The 15,146-nt window shown below is 43.2% G+C and carries 12 protein-coding genes; 7 read left to right on the top strand and 5 right to left on the bottom strand.

The window, feature by feature from the left end; all coding sequences use genetic code 11:
* Positions 1-962 (bottom strand): thrombospondin type 3 repeat-containing protein (locus G327_RS27005; RefSeq protein ID WP_033297640.1); only part of this gene is annotated, 962 nt, incomplete at its 3' end.
* Positions 963-1,453: 491 nt separating this feature from the next.
* On the opposite strand from G327_RS27005, the gene G327_RS0100465 reads away from it, so the two are divergent.
* The 4 genes from G327_RS0100465 to G327_RS0100450 all read left to right on the top strand — a co-directional run bounded on the left by G327_RS0100465 (position 1,454) and on the right by G327_RS0100450 (position 4,304).
* Positions 1,454-1,924: a GFA family protein gene (locus tag G327_RS0100465; RefSeq protein ID WP_019612794.1), complete on the top strand. Its 471-nt coding sequence runs from the start codon at positions 1,454-1,456 to the stop codon at positions 1,922-1,924.
* Positions 1,925-1,938: 14 nt separating this feature from the next.
* Positions 1,939-2,748, top strand: coding sequence for a carbon-nitrogen hydrolase family protein (locus tag G327_RS0100460; RefSeq protein ID WP_019612793.1), 810 nt, complete (start codon positions 1,939-1,941; stop codon positions 2,746-2,748).
* A 50-nt stretch (positions 2,749-2,798) separates the two neighbouring features.
* Complete coding sequence (locus G327_RS0100455; RefSeq protein WP_019612792.1) at positions 2,799-3,665, top strand: TraB/GumN family protein; 867 nt, start codon at positions 2,799-2,801, stop codon at positions 3,663-3,665.
* A gap of 102 nt (positions 3,666-3,767) precedes the next feature.
* The gene (locus G327_RS0100450) at positions 3,768-4,304 is read left to right on the top strand and encodes a hypothetical protein (protein WP_019612791.1); all 537 of its coding nucleotides are present in this window, start codon (positions 3,768-3,770) and stop codon (positions 4,302-4,304) included.
* A 651-nt stretch (positions 4,305-4,955) separates the two neighbouring features.
* On the opposite strand, the gene nhaA (G327_RS0100445) is transcribed toward G327_RS0100450, so the two are convergent.
* Together nhaA (G327_RS0100445) and G327_RS0100440 are read right to left on the bottom strand one after the other, a co-directional pair.
* Complete coding sequence (nhaA, locus tag G327_RS0100445; protein WP_019612790.1) at positions 4,956-6,305, bottom strand: Na+/H+ antiporter NhaA; 1,350 nt, start codon at positions 6,303-6,305, stop codon at positions 4,956-4,958.
* 41 nt (positions 6,306-6,346) lie between these two features.
* The gene (locus G327_RS0100440; RefSeq protein WP_019612789.1) at positions 6,347-7,201 is read right to left on the bottom strand and encodes a GGDEF domain-containing protein; all 855 of its coding nucleotides are present in this window, start codon (positions 7,199-7,201) and stop codon (positions 6,347-6,349) included.
* A 684-nt stretch (positions 7,202-7,885) separates the two neighbouring features.
* On the opposite strand from G327_RS0100440, the gene G327_RS0100435 reads away from it, so the two are divergent.
* Positions 7,886-10,234: a zinc/cadmium/mercury/lead-transporting ATPase gene (locus G327_RS0100435; protein WP_019612788.1), complete on the top strand. Its 2,349-nt coding sequence runs from the start codon at positions 7,886-7,888 to the stop codon at positions 10,232-10,234.
* A gap of 75 nt (positions 10,235-10,309) precedes the next feature.
* Here G327_RS0100435 and nhaA (G327_RS23710) read toward each other — a convergent pair whose 3' ends face one another.
* Both nhaA (G327_RS23710) and G327_RS0100425 read right to left on the bottom strand, forming a co-directional pair.
* The gene (nhaA, locus tag G327_RS23710) at positions 10,310-11,509 is read right to left on the bottom strand and encodes a Na+/H+ antiporter NhaA (RefSeq protein ID WP_019612787.1); all 1,200 of its coding nucleotides are present in this window, start codon (positions 11,507-11,509) and stop codon (positions 10,310-10,312) included.
* 138 nt (positions 11,510-11,647) lie between these two features.
* Positions 11,648-12,562: a LysR family transcriptional regulator gene (locus tag G327_RS0100425; protein WP_245542661.1), complete on the bottom strand. Its 915-nt coding sequence runs from the start codon at positions 12,560-12,562 to the stop codon at positions 11,648-11,650.
* A 78-nt stretch (positions 12,563-12,640) separates the two neighbouring features.
* On the opposite strand from G327_RS0100425, the gene G327_RS0100420 reads away from it, so the two are divergent.
* Together G327_RS0100420 and G327_RS0100415 are read left to right on the top strand one after the other, a co-directional pair.
* The gene (locus G327_RS0100420; protein WP_019612785.1) at positions 12,641-13,582 is read left to right on the top strand and encodes an isochorismatase family protein; all 942 of its coding nucleotides are present in this window, start codon (positions 12,641-12,643) and stop codon (positions 13,580-13,582) included.
* Between the two features lie 294 nt (positions 13,583-13,876).
* Positions 13,877-15,127, top strand: a complete 1,251-nt coding sequence (locus G327_RS0100415) for a GGDEF domain-containing response regulator (protein ID WP_026339108.1) — start codon at positions 13,877-13,879, stop codon at positions 15,125-15,127.
* Positions 15,128-15,146: the final 19 nt, after the last annotated feature.

The following is a 15,146-nucleotide window of genomic DNA, read 5'->3' as shown; positions in this document are numbered from 1 at the left end:
ATACGCTCAGGCATGAAGGTGAACTGGAACTGTTTTTCGGTTAGTCCGTTATCTAAATTCACCACATACAGTCGTTTGGCAGATTTGTCTGTGATATAGGCTTTGTTACGAACCGTATCTGTGATGACACTTGTAATATTTTTTATTAATAGCTTTAACTGATCATCAAGAGCGTCTTTAATCCCGTCATTATCGTCATCGCTGTCTTGATTGTCACCTATATAGTCAAAATCAAAATCTGAGCTTTCATTTTTATCCCATTGAAAAAGATCTGCCGTATCTTCAACGCCGTCATTATCATCGTCCAGATCACTTTTATTGCTTATACCATCCTGATCTGTATCTATAAGTTCGGAATGATCGAGTGTGTTTTTAAAGTGTGCGACAGCCGCTATTGAAGAGACAAAAGTATTCTGAGAGTCATCAAAAATTTTCTTAGATATTATAAGTTGTTCAAACTCATCAATATTCATTGTTAAGTCTTTATAGTTAAGCTTTGCTTTTTCTAGCAAGACTATTTTTTTACTGCTAAGAATAATTTTTGATTCAAAAACACCATCATCATCTAGTGACTGTAATAATCTAATCAGGTTAATTACAGAGGGGTCATTGATGTTGTTTGATCCAACAAGATCAAAAGGTGTTAATACTTTTTTTGCTGCAACAGCGGGCAGTGTTATACCGGCAAAACTAAAAGTTATATTGTCCCCATCTTGATATTTATATTCGCCTGTTGAATTAGTGATACCAGTAGTGCCCGATGTGGTTATGTATTGAATACCTGAGACTGCAGAGTCTAATAATACGCCTGTAGATAGATCAGGAGTGGATGGTGAAACCGTCTCTGGCAATGGCTGCTTTGAAGTTTCAGAAGAATCTCCGCCTCCTCCGCATCCATGTAGCAGGAGTGCTGAAATTAAAATAGCAAACCTTATAATTAAAGGTCCTTTTGGGTAGTGCATAACAATTCCTTTTGCAAGTTTTTGGTGTAATATAGTTAATTATTTGCGAAATTTATCACTGCGGTTAACCGAGGTAAAGCAATAGTAGATAAGGTACTAATTAGTGTGATCTCAACGTTACTAATCACCATCATTTTCAATGAGATATCATGAACAAACTAGATACCAAACAACTACTAAGTTTTAAATCATTCATCAAAATGCAAATAGTTAAATTATTTGAGGTTATTTATTTTGAAGAGAAAAATTTATCAGCACTCAATACATTGAATTGATTTTGTACTCATATCCATTTTTTGTTCTAACCCCTGATGGTGAGGAGATGAAGTTAGAAATTGGCTAGGTGGATGATGATATGGGAATTCGTGAGTTCTGTATCGCTCCTGCATTAGCACACGAAAAGCGGGAGATTTATTTATACCTTATACTCTATCCTGCCGTTATTCAGTGTTTAAATAAGGCGTTAATTTAAATAACCAAGTGAGGACATTATGTTACTAGAAGGTTCATGTCACTGCGGCTCAGTTAAATTTCAAGCTGAATCACTTTATCCGTATCCGTTTAATTTATGCTATTGCTCGATATGTCGTAAAACTGCCGGCGGCGGCGGTTTCGCGATCAATATAAGTGCAGACTCTAATTCCTTAAAAACAGAGGGGAAGGAGAATATTAGTATCTATCATGCTGAAACAAAGGGTAAAAAAAGCCCGGGTCAACGTAATTTTTGTAAACACTGTGCGAGTGCGCTGTGGGTATATGATCCAAGGTGGCCGGAATTTGTTTATCTGTTTGCCTCAGCAATTGACTCTGACTTGCCAATACCGCCAGAAAAAAGCCATATAATGCTCGGCAGCAAAGCAAACTGGGTAGAGGTTGAGGCAAAGCCGAATGACAAGTGTTTTTTGGAATACCCGGAAGAAAGCATCGCTCAATGGCATGAAAGGCTGAATTTGATAAAGTAACAGAAAAAGTGTCTATGATAATTTCCATTGTTCAAACCGATGTTGTGTACAAAGGTAAATCTAGAAATATTGATCAGGCAGCAAATCTGCTAGCTGATGCTGATGCTGATGCTGATATCGTCGGTGACATGGTTATATTGCCTGAGTTGTTTTCTACGGGCTATATTTTTGATACAGCACAGGAAATGCACGAGCTATGCGAGCAATATACAAACAGTTCTACTATTGAAGCGCTTCGCGAATTAGCTGAACAGTACGATACGCTAGTGGTAGCTGGTATTGCAGAGAAAGAAGCAGATCAGTTTTATAACAGTGTCGCAGTTATCGATAAGAACGGCCTGCAGTACAAATATAGAAAAATCAGCCAAACTAATATCGATAAGCGTTATTTCACTCGTGGTGATAGTCTTTTAACGTTTCAGTACCATGATTTAGTTTTTGGTATTGTGATATGTTTCGACCTTTGGTTTCCTGAAATTATTCGTGATTATGCTGAAGCAGGTGTAAATGTTTTACTTCACCCAGCTAATTTCGGTGGAGAACAAAGTCTGCATATTTCTAAGGTAAGAGCGATTGAAAATAGTATGTATGTTGTCACCTGCAACAGGGTAGGAGAGGATGTAACTAAGGATCTAATTGGAAAATATTGCGGCTGCAGCCAGATATGTTCGCCCACCGGTGAGTTTTTAGCACAGTTGAACTCAGAGGCTTTGCTGAAAACGGTTGAGATCAAAAATGTTAATTCGATGCCTAAGCGAGTTATAGGTGTCGCCTTAAGTGACGAGATACAGTGTATTAAAAACCAGCTGCATCACGGCGATTGATAAATGAGCCATGTCGTGGTTTTGCATAAACAAAGAAATGGAAAAATTTTATGATCAAATTTGTATTAAGAACCTTAGCATTAACTCTCTGCAGCCTGACAGCACAGGCTGAGACTTCTGTCTGGAAAGTGAGTTTGGGGGAAGAGAGTATTTATATCGGCGGGACCGTCCATCTGTTACGTCAATCTGATTTTCCGCTGCCGCCTGAGTTTGATATCGCCTATAAGAATAGTGATCGCATTTTTTTTGAAACCGACATTGCCGCTTTATCTGATCCTGCTGCACAAGAAAAACTGGTCAAATCGATGACAGCTGAACCAGACAGTCGTATTGATAAACTGCTCAGCCCCGAGACAATGGAAAAATTATCTAACGCTGTTGCCCAAAGAGGCATGAACTTCGATTCACTGATGCCGTTTAAAGCCAGTATGATAGTGACTGTGCTGCAGATGACAGAGTTAAAACGATTAGGTGTGAGTATAGAAGGGGTCGATGCCTATTTCCATGAACGTGCCGTTGAAGACGGCATGTCTGTCGGTGAGCTTGAAACCCTTGAGCAGCAGCTGTCGTTTTTATCTAAAATGGGAGAAGGAAAAGAAGAGGAGTTTGTTCGTTCATCACTGCATGATCTCGATAAACTTAAATCTATCTATGAAGAGATTGTTCTAGCCTGGCGTAATGGCGACCGAAAACAACTGGAGACATTGTTTATTAGTGAGATGAAAGAAGATTACCCGGAAGTCTACGAGCAGCTGCTTGTGCAGCGTAATAATAACTGGCTGCCGAAAATTAAAAGCATGTTTAAACAGCCTGGAACAGACTATATCTTAGTAGGAGCCGGGCATTTGATAGGGCCAGACGGTTTACTGCAGCGCCTGGAGAAAGAAGGTTACAAGGTAACTCAGGTTAAGCCTTAGCAAAATGCAGGTAATTACGAGTTCCCATGCTCTGCGTGGGAACTCAGATGGGACCGCCTTAATGTTTATTTTAAACGTTATTTTATCAACAATGGATATTATATGCTGACTCTTATTCTTGTTCTAATATTCACTTTACTTCTATTCAGCACAATAATTTATATAATAATAAAAATATTGAGCAACACGAGTAATCGCGGTTTTATTAGTGGTATCTACAAACTGGAAGCTCTGCCAAAACCTGTTGCTCTTACTCTTCAGCAAGTGGAGGCGGGGAGGCCTGCAAACTGGAGTTTTTCAGTTAAAACAGTTCCAGGCAATAAAGAAGTTTTCAGCTCTCTTTTTAGAAGCAGAGCGAATAAGTTTATTAAAAATAAAATGTCTGCTTTAAACTTTGAATATCACATTGATCCTTCTCTTCAATATCCGTCATTAAACCATAACTTTAGTTCTTCTTCTGATGAGTACCTTTTACAAGGAACAGGGCCTATAGCATTATTAGTCGTTCTAGTTATTGCGTCGATATATACCGGGAATAGTATTTATTACTTTATAGCGACTTCGATATTCATATGCTGCTTTATTGGATTTTTTAATTATTTTGCCCTTAATCGTTCTTTAAGGAAATTTCATAAATAACTAGTTCCAGCGAAGAGTGTGGTAATGAGCTGTTCCTTGTAATAAATAACCTCAACTCGGGTTAAGCGCCTTTGCCCAATAACGTTATTTAGTCGCCTATCTGCGTTATTTTCACTCTAAATAGCCTGCCGCTTATTCGTAAAAACGCCTTGATAATCACCAAAATTCCGTCACCGGGACAGTTAATGACCCATAGATTTAAAACTTATTAAGGGTATAAAAAATGCTATATATATCAATCGAATACAGAGTCCATTATCCCGAGTTCAGGTTAAACACATATTTCTAGAGATCACTTCACTGCTTGATAAACGGCAGCGCAGCTGATGACTGGTAATAAAGTTTGTGACTAGGCTTATTGATTTTTAAATAAATTTTAAGAAAATACTGTAATTAAGTTTGTGACTTTAGCTAATGTATACTCGCCCATACTCTATCTGACAGTTCAGTCTCCTAGGTCCTATTTAATTAAAAAAATCTACGCTCGCTTTCGCCACCAAACCGATTTAGAAATAGATTTTAGAAGTCGTATTAACACCTATCTCACCTGCGACAACTGTATCTAGTCCGAGTGCAGCGGCTTGTTAGCGCCAGTTTTGGCAACACGAGCCCCTCCCATTGTCATTGCTCCATGCTCGCATGAATCGCCCTTCATTTGTGACCCACTTCAGGAGTTATTCCACGGGTAGGCGACCACATCAACAGGGCAAGCCCCGCCACTGCAGAAAAAACGGATGCGAGGAAGATGCCCAGCTTAGCGCTGTCAATTAGGCTCTTGTCGAAAGCCATGCTCGCAATAAACAGCGCCATGGTGAAGCCGATTCCGGCGAGCAAGCTGCCACCGCTCAGCAGCCTCCAAGTGAGTTCCGGGGGGCGAATTGCAATGTGCAGACGTATAGCCAGCCAACTGAACAACAGAATACCAATAGGCTTGCCAAGCACGAAACCAAAGAAAATTGCCACGGTGACCGAATCACCAAGGTCGTTTAAAGTTAGCGGCAGCCCGGCGTTGGCAAATGCGAACAGGGGCATGATAACAAAGCCCACCCAAGGATGCAGCGCTATCTCCAGACGCTCCACTGGAGACAGCGTTTCACGCGCGGCAATTTCGGCCACCTGCAATGTCTGTCGATCCTTTGTGCCCCTGCTGCTTTCGCTGCTGGCCGGATGCGCAATAACCTGATCCAATATCGCGTACAACCGCGCGTCGCTGACCCAGCGACGCGCTGGAGTCATCAGGCCGAGTATTACACCAGTGATGGTGGCGTGGATTCCAGACGCGTCCACTGCAAGCCAGATGAGCCCACCCACCACCATGTAGAGCGAAAAACCACGAAAACCAAGCTTTGCCATGGCGCGTATAATCACCAGGCCAAGCGCAGCTACCGCCAACGGCCACCAGACAATATGGCTGCTGTAGCCGATGGCAACGACAAGTATGGCACCAATATCGTCAACGATCGCCAAAGACAGCATAAACACCCGTAAGCTTTGAGGGATGCGCGAGCCAAGCAGTGCCAAGCAGCCGATAACAAACGCCGTGTCGGTTGCCATGACAGTGCCCCAACCATTCTGGCCGGGTTGCCCTGACTGCAATGCCAGAAATATCGCGGCGGGGACGATCATACCACCCAGAGCGCCGGCAATAGATAGCGCAGCCATGCGAGGCTTGTTCAACTCTCCGAGAACCAACGCCCGCTTGAGCTCCAATGCAACAAGAAAGAAAAACAGCGTCATCAGGGCATCGTTGATCCACTCTCGCAGCGAACGGGCAAACTCTAGTGAACCAACCTGAAGGCCTACCTGTGTCTCCCAGGCGTGTTCGAACAAATCAGCCCACGGTGAGTTGGATAGAACCAGCGCGACAACAGTAAAAAATAGAAGAATAACCCCGCCAGCTGACTCAATGTGCAAGAAACGCACAAAAGGACTCGTCAGCCGATCAACAAATTCCTTCGGCAATTTGGTGACTCCTGAATTTCCTTGCTGATCTGTAATCATAAAAAGTCATTCCGACTGACAAGCGTTAACGTCTCGCTTGGTTAGGCTTTGGTTTGGTATACCTGGTATGCAATATTGCCTTTTTTATTATTCTTAACAGAGTACATTAACTTATCCGCAATTTTGATCGCCTCTTTGATATCGTCAGGAACGTTTTCAAATGAAACCACACCAACACTGAAACTTACTGCCCATTGATATTTTTTCATTTTTTCTTTCAGTAAATCGGAGACTTTAACAAAGGCAGCCTTAGCCTCTTCTTGTCTTGTTTCAGGTAACAGACATACATACTCGTCACCACCCAGTCTCGCAACAACATCCGTAGCCCTTAGAGATTCTCGCAAACAATCTGCAACTTCTATCAACAGCTTATCGCCTTCTGAGTGACCGAGTGAATCATTTATTTTTTTGAAATTATCTATATCAATATAAGCCAATGAAAAGACATGACTGTACCTTTTTGAACGAAGTATCTCATTGGCAAGCTCACAATAAAAACTTCGAACACTGTGAACTCCAGTTAAATTATCTGTATCCGCTGCGGTTATTTCGACTTGATGTACAGTTCTGAAATTAGTTACCAACACTACCAAGAGTGGATATGCAATTAGATATGGAGTTGTAAAAAATATCAGTTCAGAAATGGAGAGTGAATTCTTTGAAAGAACGACTTCAACAATGCTCAAAAGTATTGCAGAAAAAACAGCTAAAAAAATACCACCTTTCTTATTGCCATACCAACTATTGAACAAAAGCGGAAATATATAAATAGGGGCAATATTTATACTTACACCTACTCCAAACTGCACAATCGCCAGAACCAATATCATAAAACATGAAAGTTGCCAGATAGTCTTTGCCCCTCGCTTTTCAAATATACTGAAAATAGTTTTCATTAGTTGATATATCCTTTCTTTGGAATAATTCTCCACATTGCCACTTGAGCTTAGAACAGAAATTTTTGAATAGCCATTGGAAAGAAGATCATCTACGAGAGTTGAAGATCCACCGCCAACGCCTATGATTGAGGGGCTTTTTTCTAGATTTAGCTCTTTAATTAAATTTAAGGATGTTTCAGTATGAATAGGGGCACCTCTTGCTTTTTGTCTCTAACTCCTTTTGTGCCCCCAGGCGCCTCAACTAGTAAAAAACACGCTCGCTTATTCCCGTTTGCGAGCGTTTTTGGTGTAATGGAAGAATAAGGGGGTCTATAAACACCATAAATCAGATCTCAGTAGAGTTTCTTTGGTCGTACAGTTCAGATTGTAATCGCTACAGCTAAGTTATCTTTGTGGTTATACAGGCAACATAAGAGACTTTTAGAAAAATATTTTATTAATACCTAATAAAAAAAGCGAACCATTTCTGATTCGCCTTTTATGTATTTTGCCACCTAATGAGTCACAATCTTAATTACGGTCACAAACTTCATTAAAGTAGTCACAACCTTTATTGCCAGTCATCAGCAGCAAAACCTTACTATAACTACAAATAAAAGCTTGACCTTGGATGTTAGTCCAAGGTTTATAATTTCCATATTGTCTTTATTTGTCACATATTATTTGTATTAAGGAGTTTTTATGTCTAGTCACTGCTGTAATGGTCATGTATGTAAAGAACCAAGCCATCAAACTGCGCTTCCAAATGTAAAAGGTCAGGTATCTTCTTCACTAGATACTGCTGCGGGTGAATCCTGCTGCACTGCAGAACAGCAGGACGATGATCCCGGCTCGGAGCCCGACAGTCCACCCTCTGCCTCTTGTCATAAGAAAAGCAGCTGCTACTCCAGTGGGCACAGCAGCGAAAAAGCGGCCGCTGATGATATTCTCTTTAAAAATTCCTATAGCTGGAAAATCCAGGGGATGGACTGCCCAAGCTGCGCTCAAAAAATAGAAAAAGCAGTAAAGGCTATTAGCGGTATTAAACAAGTTAAGGTTTTGTTTGCTACCGAAAAATTAGTGGTTGAATTTGCCGGGCCGGAACTGCTGGAGACGGTTGAGCAGGTCGCGGAAAAAACTGGATTCACTTTGACCAGCAAGGGCCGTAAATCCAATTCACAACAAGCCGAAGCATCTCTGCTTAAACAAAATGCCAGCCTGATTATTCTTACCCTGTTGATGGCCGCTGCTTTTGCTGTCAGCCGTTTTTCTGAAACATACGGGCAGGCCGCATTCACTCTGGCTGCTCTCTGGGGGCTGATCCCCATAGTACGTAAATCTATTAATCTGGCCCAAAACGGTACTCCTTTTGCTATTGAAACTCTAATGAGTGTGGCGGCGGTTGGTGCATTATACCTGGGTGAAACAGCCGAAGCTGCTATGGTGCTGCTGCTGTTTATGCTCGGGGAGCGACTAGAGGCTTATGCATCGGGACGAGCACGCAGCGGTATCAAGTCATTAATGGCTCTGGTACCTGAAGAAGCGACCCTGATAGTAGACGGGCAGCGCCAGTCTGTTTCTGCTGAACAGCTGAAACCCGGTGATATTATTGAAGTTGCACCAGGCGGCCGTCTGCCTGCCGACGGGATATTACTGACCCGGGCCACCAGTTTCGATGAAAGTGCGTTAACCGGTGAGTCCGTTCCTGTTGAACGTTTACACAATGAAAAGGTAATGGCGGGCTCTTTGTCTGCGGACCGTGTGGTTCAAATTGAAATAACCTCTGAACCGGGTGCTAATGCCATTGACCGGATCCTGCACCTGATTGAAGAGGCCGAATCACGCAAGGCGCCACTGGAACGTTTTTTAGACCGCTTCAGCCGCTGGTACACTCCCGCAATGATGGTGCTGGCAGCCGCGGTTATTGTTGTTCCTCCTCTATTTTTTGCGCAGCCTTGGGACACCTGGGTATACCGAGGCCTGACGCTGCTGTTAATCGCCTGCCCATGCGCTCTGGTAATTTCTACTCCGGCCGCTATTACCTCTGGTCTGGCGGCCGCTGCAAAACGCGGCGCTTTGATCAAAGGCGGCGCTGCACTGGAGCAGCTGGGTAATATTCAACAGGTTGCGTTTGATAAGACCGGGACGCTTACCGAGGGTAAACCGGTATTGACTGATGTTGTCGCCTGGCATGTTAATAAGCAGCAGCTGCTGGGGCGAAGTGCCGCGGTTGAGGTGGGCTCAGCTCACCCGCTGGCTAAAGCGGTGGTAACGGAAGCAGAGCAGCAGGGCATAAAGGTTGTTGAAGCTGACCATCGTGAGGCGATAGTCGGCAAGGGTGTGCAGGGTGAAGTCGATAATGTCACCGTGCTGCTTTGTGCTGCAGATCGTCTGCCCGCGCATATCCAGCTTACCAGCAGCCAGACTGAACAGACCATCGCTCTGCAGGAGCAGGGTAAGACTCTAGTGGTGGTGCTTTATGACGAGGTCCCTGTCGGCATGTTAGCGTGGCGGGATAACCTGCGTGAAGATGCGAAGGCGGCTGTGAGTGCTTTATCTAAGCTGGGAGTCAGCAGTTTAATGCTTACCGGAGACAATGACAGGGCGGCAAAAGCAATTGCCGGCGAATTGAATATGGATTACCGTGCGGGTCTGCTGCCGGAAGACAAGGTTAAAGAAGTGGAGCTTGCTAATACTAAAGGTCATGTGGCTATGGTTGGTGACGGCATTAACGATGCGCCGGCAATGAAGTCAGCTTCAGTAGGCATCGCCATGGGCGGTGGTACGGATGTCGCGCTGGAAACAGCGGATGCTGCCTTAACCCATAACCGGATTGCAGAACTGCCTATGGTAATTGAGCTTTCCAGAGCAACGTTGAATAATATCCGTCAGAATATTTTTCTAGCACTCGGGTTAAAAAGTGTATTTCTAGTGACCACGTTATTTGGTATCACCGGCCTGTGGATGGCTGTGCTGGCTGACAGTGGTGCTACCGCTCTGGTCACCCTTAATGCGCTGCGCTTGTTAAAGTTTAAATCGAAGCAGGAGTAATTCTTTGCCCCTTATCAGCTAAAATATAAAAACAGTTGGTGAGGGGCATGATTTAAGATGGAAAAAGTTATCTGCTTAGATTTCATCCTCTTCATTTTTATTATCCCGGCTGCAGAAATAGCGCAGCCATATAACGGCCCACACCGCGGATAACAATGAACCTAATAAAATTCCCAGGCGATGCTGCATTACGCGATCGTCTCCAGACTGCTCAAACGCCAGGCCGCCGATAAATAGACTCATGGTAAAACCTACACCGCACAACACTGCAATACCGTACATATGTGACCAGCCTACATTTTTCGGCATGGCCCCTAAATTAAGTTTAATGCCCAGCCAGACTGTCAGCATGACACCTGCCTGTTTTCCGACAAACAAGCCGAGAATAATGCCGAGAGGAATATTCTGAAAAACATCGCTGAGGTTTAATTGTGAAAAAGACAAGCCGGCATTAACAAAGGCAAACAAAGGCAGGACAATAAGTCCTACAGGTGCATGAAGATCCTGCTCTAATTCGTGCAGGGGCTGCATTTTATTAGCGTCCCAGTCTACTCCCCGCATAGGAATAAACAGGGCTAATATAACTCCGGCTAAAGTAGCATGCACACCGGATTGTAATAAAGAACCCCACATCACCACGCCCACCATCAGATAGGCAGCTTTGCTTACCACCTGACCTTTGTTCATTGCCCATAAAAGCACAATGCAGGCGGATGAGATAAGAAGAGCTCCCAGGGACAGGTGCTCTGTATAAAATAAAGCGATAATAATGATCGCGCCCAAATCATCAAAAAGTGCCAGGCTGACTAAAAATATCTTTAATGAACTAGGCACATACTTACCTAATAAAATTAAAATACCCAGAGAAAAGGCAATGTCGGTGGCTGTGGGGATAGCCCAGCCTTGAATGGCTATATCATCTTGAATGTTCATACTGGTATAAATTAGGGCTGGGAATACCATGCCTCCCAGTGCACCTAGAGCGGGCAGTATGACTTTTTTAGGCGTATTCAACTCCCCCTCAATGGCTTCGCGTTTTAATTCAAGGCCGACCAGCAGGAAAAATACCGCCATTAAGCCGTCGTTTATCCACAACAACAGGGGCTTAGAAATGGCTAACTGTTCAACGGCAACGGTGAGCTTTAAATTAATAAGCACCTCGTAGATATGCTGCCAGGGAGAGTTAGCTGCAATTAAAGCCAGTACTGCGGCCGCCATTAATATAAGGCCGCTGGAAGCCTCATTTTTTACAAAGCGGCGAATAGATTCAAACATAGATACTCCTGCTTCCAGTATGGACCAATAGGAGCTATATTCAAGATTATGATAATCATTATCAATGACGGTTGTTCAACTAGTTTCGCGCCTTTGCGTTACTGCGCAGCTGCTTTTATTTTCACTCTAGTAAGGTATTTAGTATTTTCTGTTGTTCACTTGTGCAAATGTGCTTTTTAATTTGTTGATAAAACGCCTCAAAAGCGGGGGAAGCTGCTGCTGATAGGAGTGCAGGGCATATACATCCCGGACTTCCCCCTGGAATGCTGGTAATACTCGCTGTAACTGCCCGCTGTCAAGATCGCTCTGTACAAAAATAGTCGGCATTAAGCCGATTCCCAGCGCACATTTCACACTGTTTACTGCGCTGATTGAAGTGTTCACTTTTAATAGTTGTTTGCTGCTGAAAGTAATTGATTTTCCCTGTTTATCCTGCAGCAGGCTCTGCTCCTGCCAGGGAAGCTGCACGATTTTTTTTTCACCTAAATTATCTGCCGTCACCACACTGGTCTGGGCCAGATACTGCGGTGATGCAACCAGGATACTGTCGAGCCTGCCGATAGCGACTGCCCGATAGGCACTGTCTTTCTGCGGGCCTACTGAGACAGCAAGATCTAGTTTGTTCTCCAGTAAATCCAGACGTTGATCGCTGAACAGCAGTTCAGGCTGCAGATTCGGATATTCACTGCACAGCTGGGCAATAATGGGGGTTACCAAAGCGCCGTCGAATGCATGCGGCGCGGTAATAGCGATACGCCCAGAGGGAGCCTGCTGATGTTCCTGTATATCTTCCAGTGTCTCTGTTAACAGCTCGAGCAGCTGCTGACTGCGCTCGGCAAACTGCTGTCCTATAACCGTCAGATTAAGTTTGCGTGTACTGCGGTTGAGTAAACGCACTCCTACTCCATCCTCCAGTTGACTTATGTAGTGACTGACTGCCGACTTTGTATGCCCCAGTGACTTTGCTGCTGCGGTAAAAGAGCCTTTCTGCACTACCTCGTCAAATACCAGCATTTGATAGGCTAATCTCTTTTGTTCGTTTTTTATGAACATTGTTTTCACTATTTTAGCAATTGTTATTGGTTTGAATGAGAATAAACTTCACTGCATCAAATAACAAGGAGATAAACCATGAGTCAATTAATTCGTAATGCAGTTATGCAGGCCAGTCGTCAATGGATTGCACTATTTAATGAAGGTGATACACAAGCCTGTATCGATCGTTACCTTCCGGATGCCAGCATGCAGGTGTCGCCTTTCGGGTCTTTTGCAGGACGCAAAGCAATAGGGGAGTTCTGGCTGCAGTTTGCACAGAGTAAGCCGGGAAATCTGGTTTATCGCAATGTGCAGATTAAGGTGCTTGATGAAAAGCAGGCGGTTTTGTCGGCTAACTGGTCGATGAATATCTGCAGCGGTTTTATCAGTAAAGAATTATGGACACTAGCAGATGACGGTCAGTGGTATCTGCAGGAAGATGACTTTAGCGTATTAACTCAGCTGTCGACGCCGCTGCCGGATGCTCAACGTACTGCACTAGTGCTGGTTGATCTGCAGAATGATTATTTTTCTGGTGGACGTTTTGAACTGCAGGAAACCGCACAAGCTGCCGATCAGGCAAAAATACTGCTTGACCATTTCAGAGAGCAGCAGCTGCCGGTTATTCACATTCAGCATATTTTTGAAGATGCTGATGCGCCGTTCTTTGCCGCCGGCAGCGAGGGTGTGGAAATAGAAAGCCGAATGGCGCCTGCTACAGGGGAAACGGTGATCGTTAAACATCAGATAGACAGCTTTATCAATACTGCGCTTGAGCAGACTTTGGTGGAATTAGGTATCGAAAAGCTGGTTATTACAGGGGCAATGGCACAGGCCTGCGTACAGACAATTTGCCGCAGTGCGGTTAATAAGGGCTATCCATGCACCGTGATTGAAGATGCGATTGCCGCTCCCGTGCTGCAGTATCAGGATCATAGTTTTACAGGAAAGCAAATTGTTGCCGCCAACCTGTTATCTCTTTCATTTGCAGGCGCTGAGATCCAGACTACTCAAGCCTGGCTGGCAGACAACTGTTAATTAAAGTCATCGGCTATTCCCACTTTAATGAATTCCCATGCTCTATGTGGGAATTCAGACCATCAGATGCAGTATCGCTAATAGAGCTATACGTTAACGTTTTATTGTGTACGAGCAGATGGAGTTAGATTTTCCACTTACATTTACTGACTGGGGGGAATTTAATCTTTAATGCAGCTCTCAATATGCAGATATTGTTTACCTGCCGCTGTCCTTATTCCCATTGCTGTACTAAATTTTATGCTGTTTATCAAAGAATTACATTTTAAAATAATTCAATTTTATGAGGCATATATGTCCAAACAGCTGCTTGTTATTGAAGATAATAAGTCGATTGCTTCGGTTATTAAACATCTTGGTGATTCAGTTGGCTACCAGGTTACTATCGCTGAATCTTTCGCTAAAGTTAAAAGTCTTTTAGCTCAGGAGCAGAATTTTTTTGCTGCAACAGTGGATATTAATCTGCCCGATGCGCCTAACGGCGAAGTTATCCCCTACGTAATCGAGCACGGGGTACCGAGTATCATTATGACCGGCAGAATGGATGAAAAGATGCACCGCCAGGTGTTAAACCTGCCGGTTATTGATTACATAATTAAAGAAAATGCACAGGCATATCATTATCTGTTACGAATATTAAGCGGCCAGTTAACCAATCATAAAATAGGCATACTGCTGGTGGATAATTCCTCTACATCCAGAAATCAATTATCGCTTTTATTAAAGCGCCGTAATTTCAGCGTTTACTGTGCAGCGAACGCTTCTGAAGCGCTCACCGTTTTAGATCAGCGTCGAGATATTAAGATGGTTATCACAGAGCAGGAGATGCCGATTATAAACGGGGTGCAGTTAGTACAGAAAATTCGCCGTAAATACGCCGCCAACGAACTCATTGTTATGGGCTTAACTAACGGCAGTCATAACTTTCAGGCAGAACGTTTTATTAAAAACGGAGCTGATGATTATTTAAAAAAACCTTTCTCTTCTGAGGAGTTTTACTGTCGTATTATGCAGAACATCGAAAGGTTAAGTTATATAGAAGAGATAGAAAAATTAGCCAGTACCGATGAATTAACAGCTTTACCTAATCGACGCAGCTTTATTGATCAGACTAAATTGATGCTCAAAAGAGATTATGAGCATCCCCCGGTACAGTTACTGGCCATTCTGCATATTGATAAATTCAAGGAGTTAAATGATAAATATGGTTATAAATTAGGTAACAAACTACTCATTGAAATTGCCAATATTTTAAAAATTCAGTTTTCAAACGATGTAACTGCACGACTTAACGGTGCAGAGTTTGCCATTTTTATTAAAGATAATGAACTGGAAGTTATGAAGTTAGCACTCACCTCATTACAGCAGTATATTAGTCAGCATCCCATTGAGTTTTCAAAAAACAAAATTGATATAACCATTAGTTTGGGAGGAAAGCTGGTAAATGGCGAAAAAACGTTAGAAAACTTACTTAAAGGAGCAGATCAAGCACTTATTCAAGCTAAAAAACAGGGAGGGGCTCAGCTGGTTATTAATGAAGAATAATAAAAGCTCAGCCTTTTAT

The organism is Psychromonas ossibalaenae ATCC BAA-1528 (assembly GCF_000381745.1).
Classification (GTDB): Bacteria; Pseudomonadota; Gammaproteobacteria; order Enterobacterales; family Psychromonadaceae; genus Psychromonas; species Psychromonas ossibalaenae.
The sequence above is the reverse complement of the archived record's forward strand: the minus strand, read 5'-3'. Positions and strand labels throughout refer to the sequence as shown.

Bases quoted from the DNA above. Each gene is read 5' to 3' on its own strand.
- G327_RS0100440 (WP_019612789.1), bottom strand. From the start codon at position 7,201: ATGAAAACTATTTTCAGTATATTTGAAAAGCGAGGGGCAAAGACTATC.
- G327_RS0100455 (WP_019612792.1), top strand. From the start codon at position 2,799: ATGATCAAATTTGTATTAAGAACCTTAGCATTAACTCTCTGCAGCCTG.
- G327_RS0100425 (WP_245542661.1), bottom strand. From the start codon at position 12,562: ATGTTCATAAAAAACGAACAAAAGAGATTAGCCTATCAAATGCTGGTA.
- G327_RS0100465 (WP_019612794.1), top strand. From the start codon at position 1,454: ATGTTACTAGAAGGTTCATGTCACTGCGGCTCAGTTAAATTTCAAGCT.
- G327_RS0100415 (WP_026339108.1), top strand. From the start codon at position 13,877: ATGTCCAAACAGCTGCTTGTTATTGAAGATAATAAGTCGATTGCTTCG.
- G327_RS0100435 (WP_019612788.1), top strand. From the start codon at position 7,886: ATGTCTAGTCACTGCTGTAATGGTCATGTATGTAAAGAACCAAGCCAT.
- G327_RS0100450 (WP_019612791.1), top strand. From the start codon at position 3,768: ATGCTGACTCTTATTCTTGTTCTAATATTCACTTTACTTCTATTCAGC.
- nhaA (WP_019612787.1), bottom strand. From the start codon at position 11,509: ATGTTTGAATCTATTCGCCGCTTTGTAAAAAATGAGGCTTCCAGCGGC.
- nhaA (WP_019612790.1), bottom strand. From the start codon at position 6,305: ATGATTACAGATCAGCAAGGAAATTCAGGAGTCACCAAATTGCCGAAG.
- G327_RS0100460 (WP_019612793.1), top strand. From the start codon at position 1,939: ATGATAATTTCCATTGTTCAAACCGATGTTGTGTACAAAGGTAAATCT.
- G327_RS0100420 (WP_019612785.1), top strand. From the start codon at position 12,641: ATGAGTCAATTAATTCGTAATGCAGTTATGCAGGCCAGTCGTCAATGG.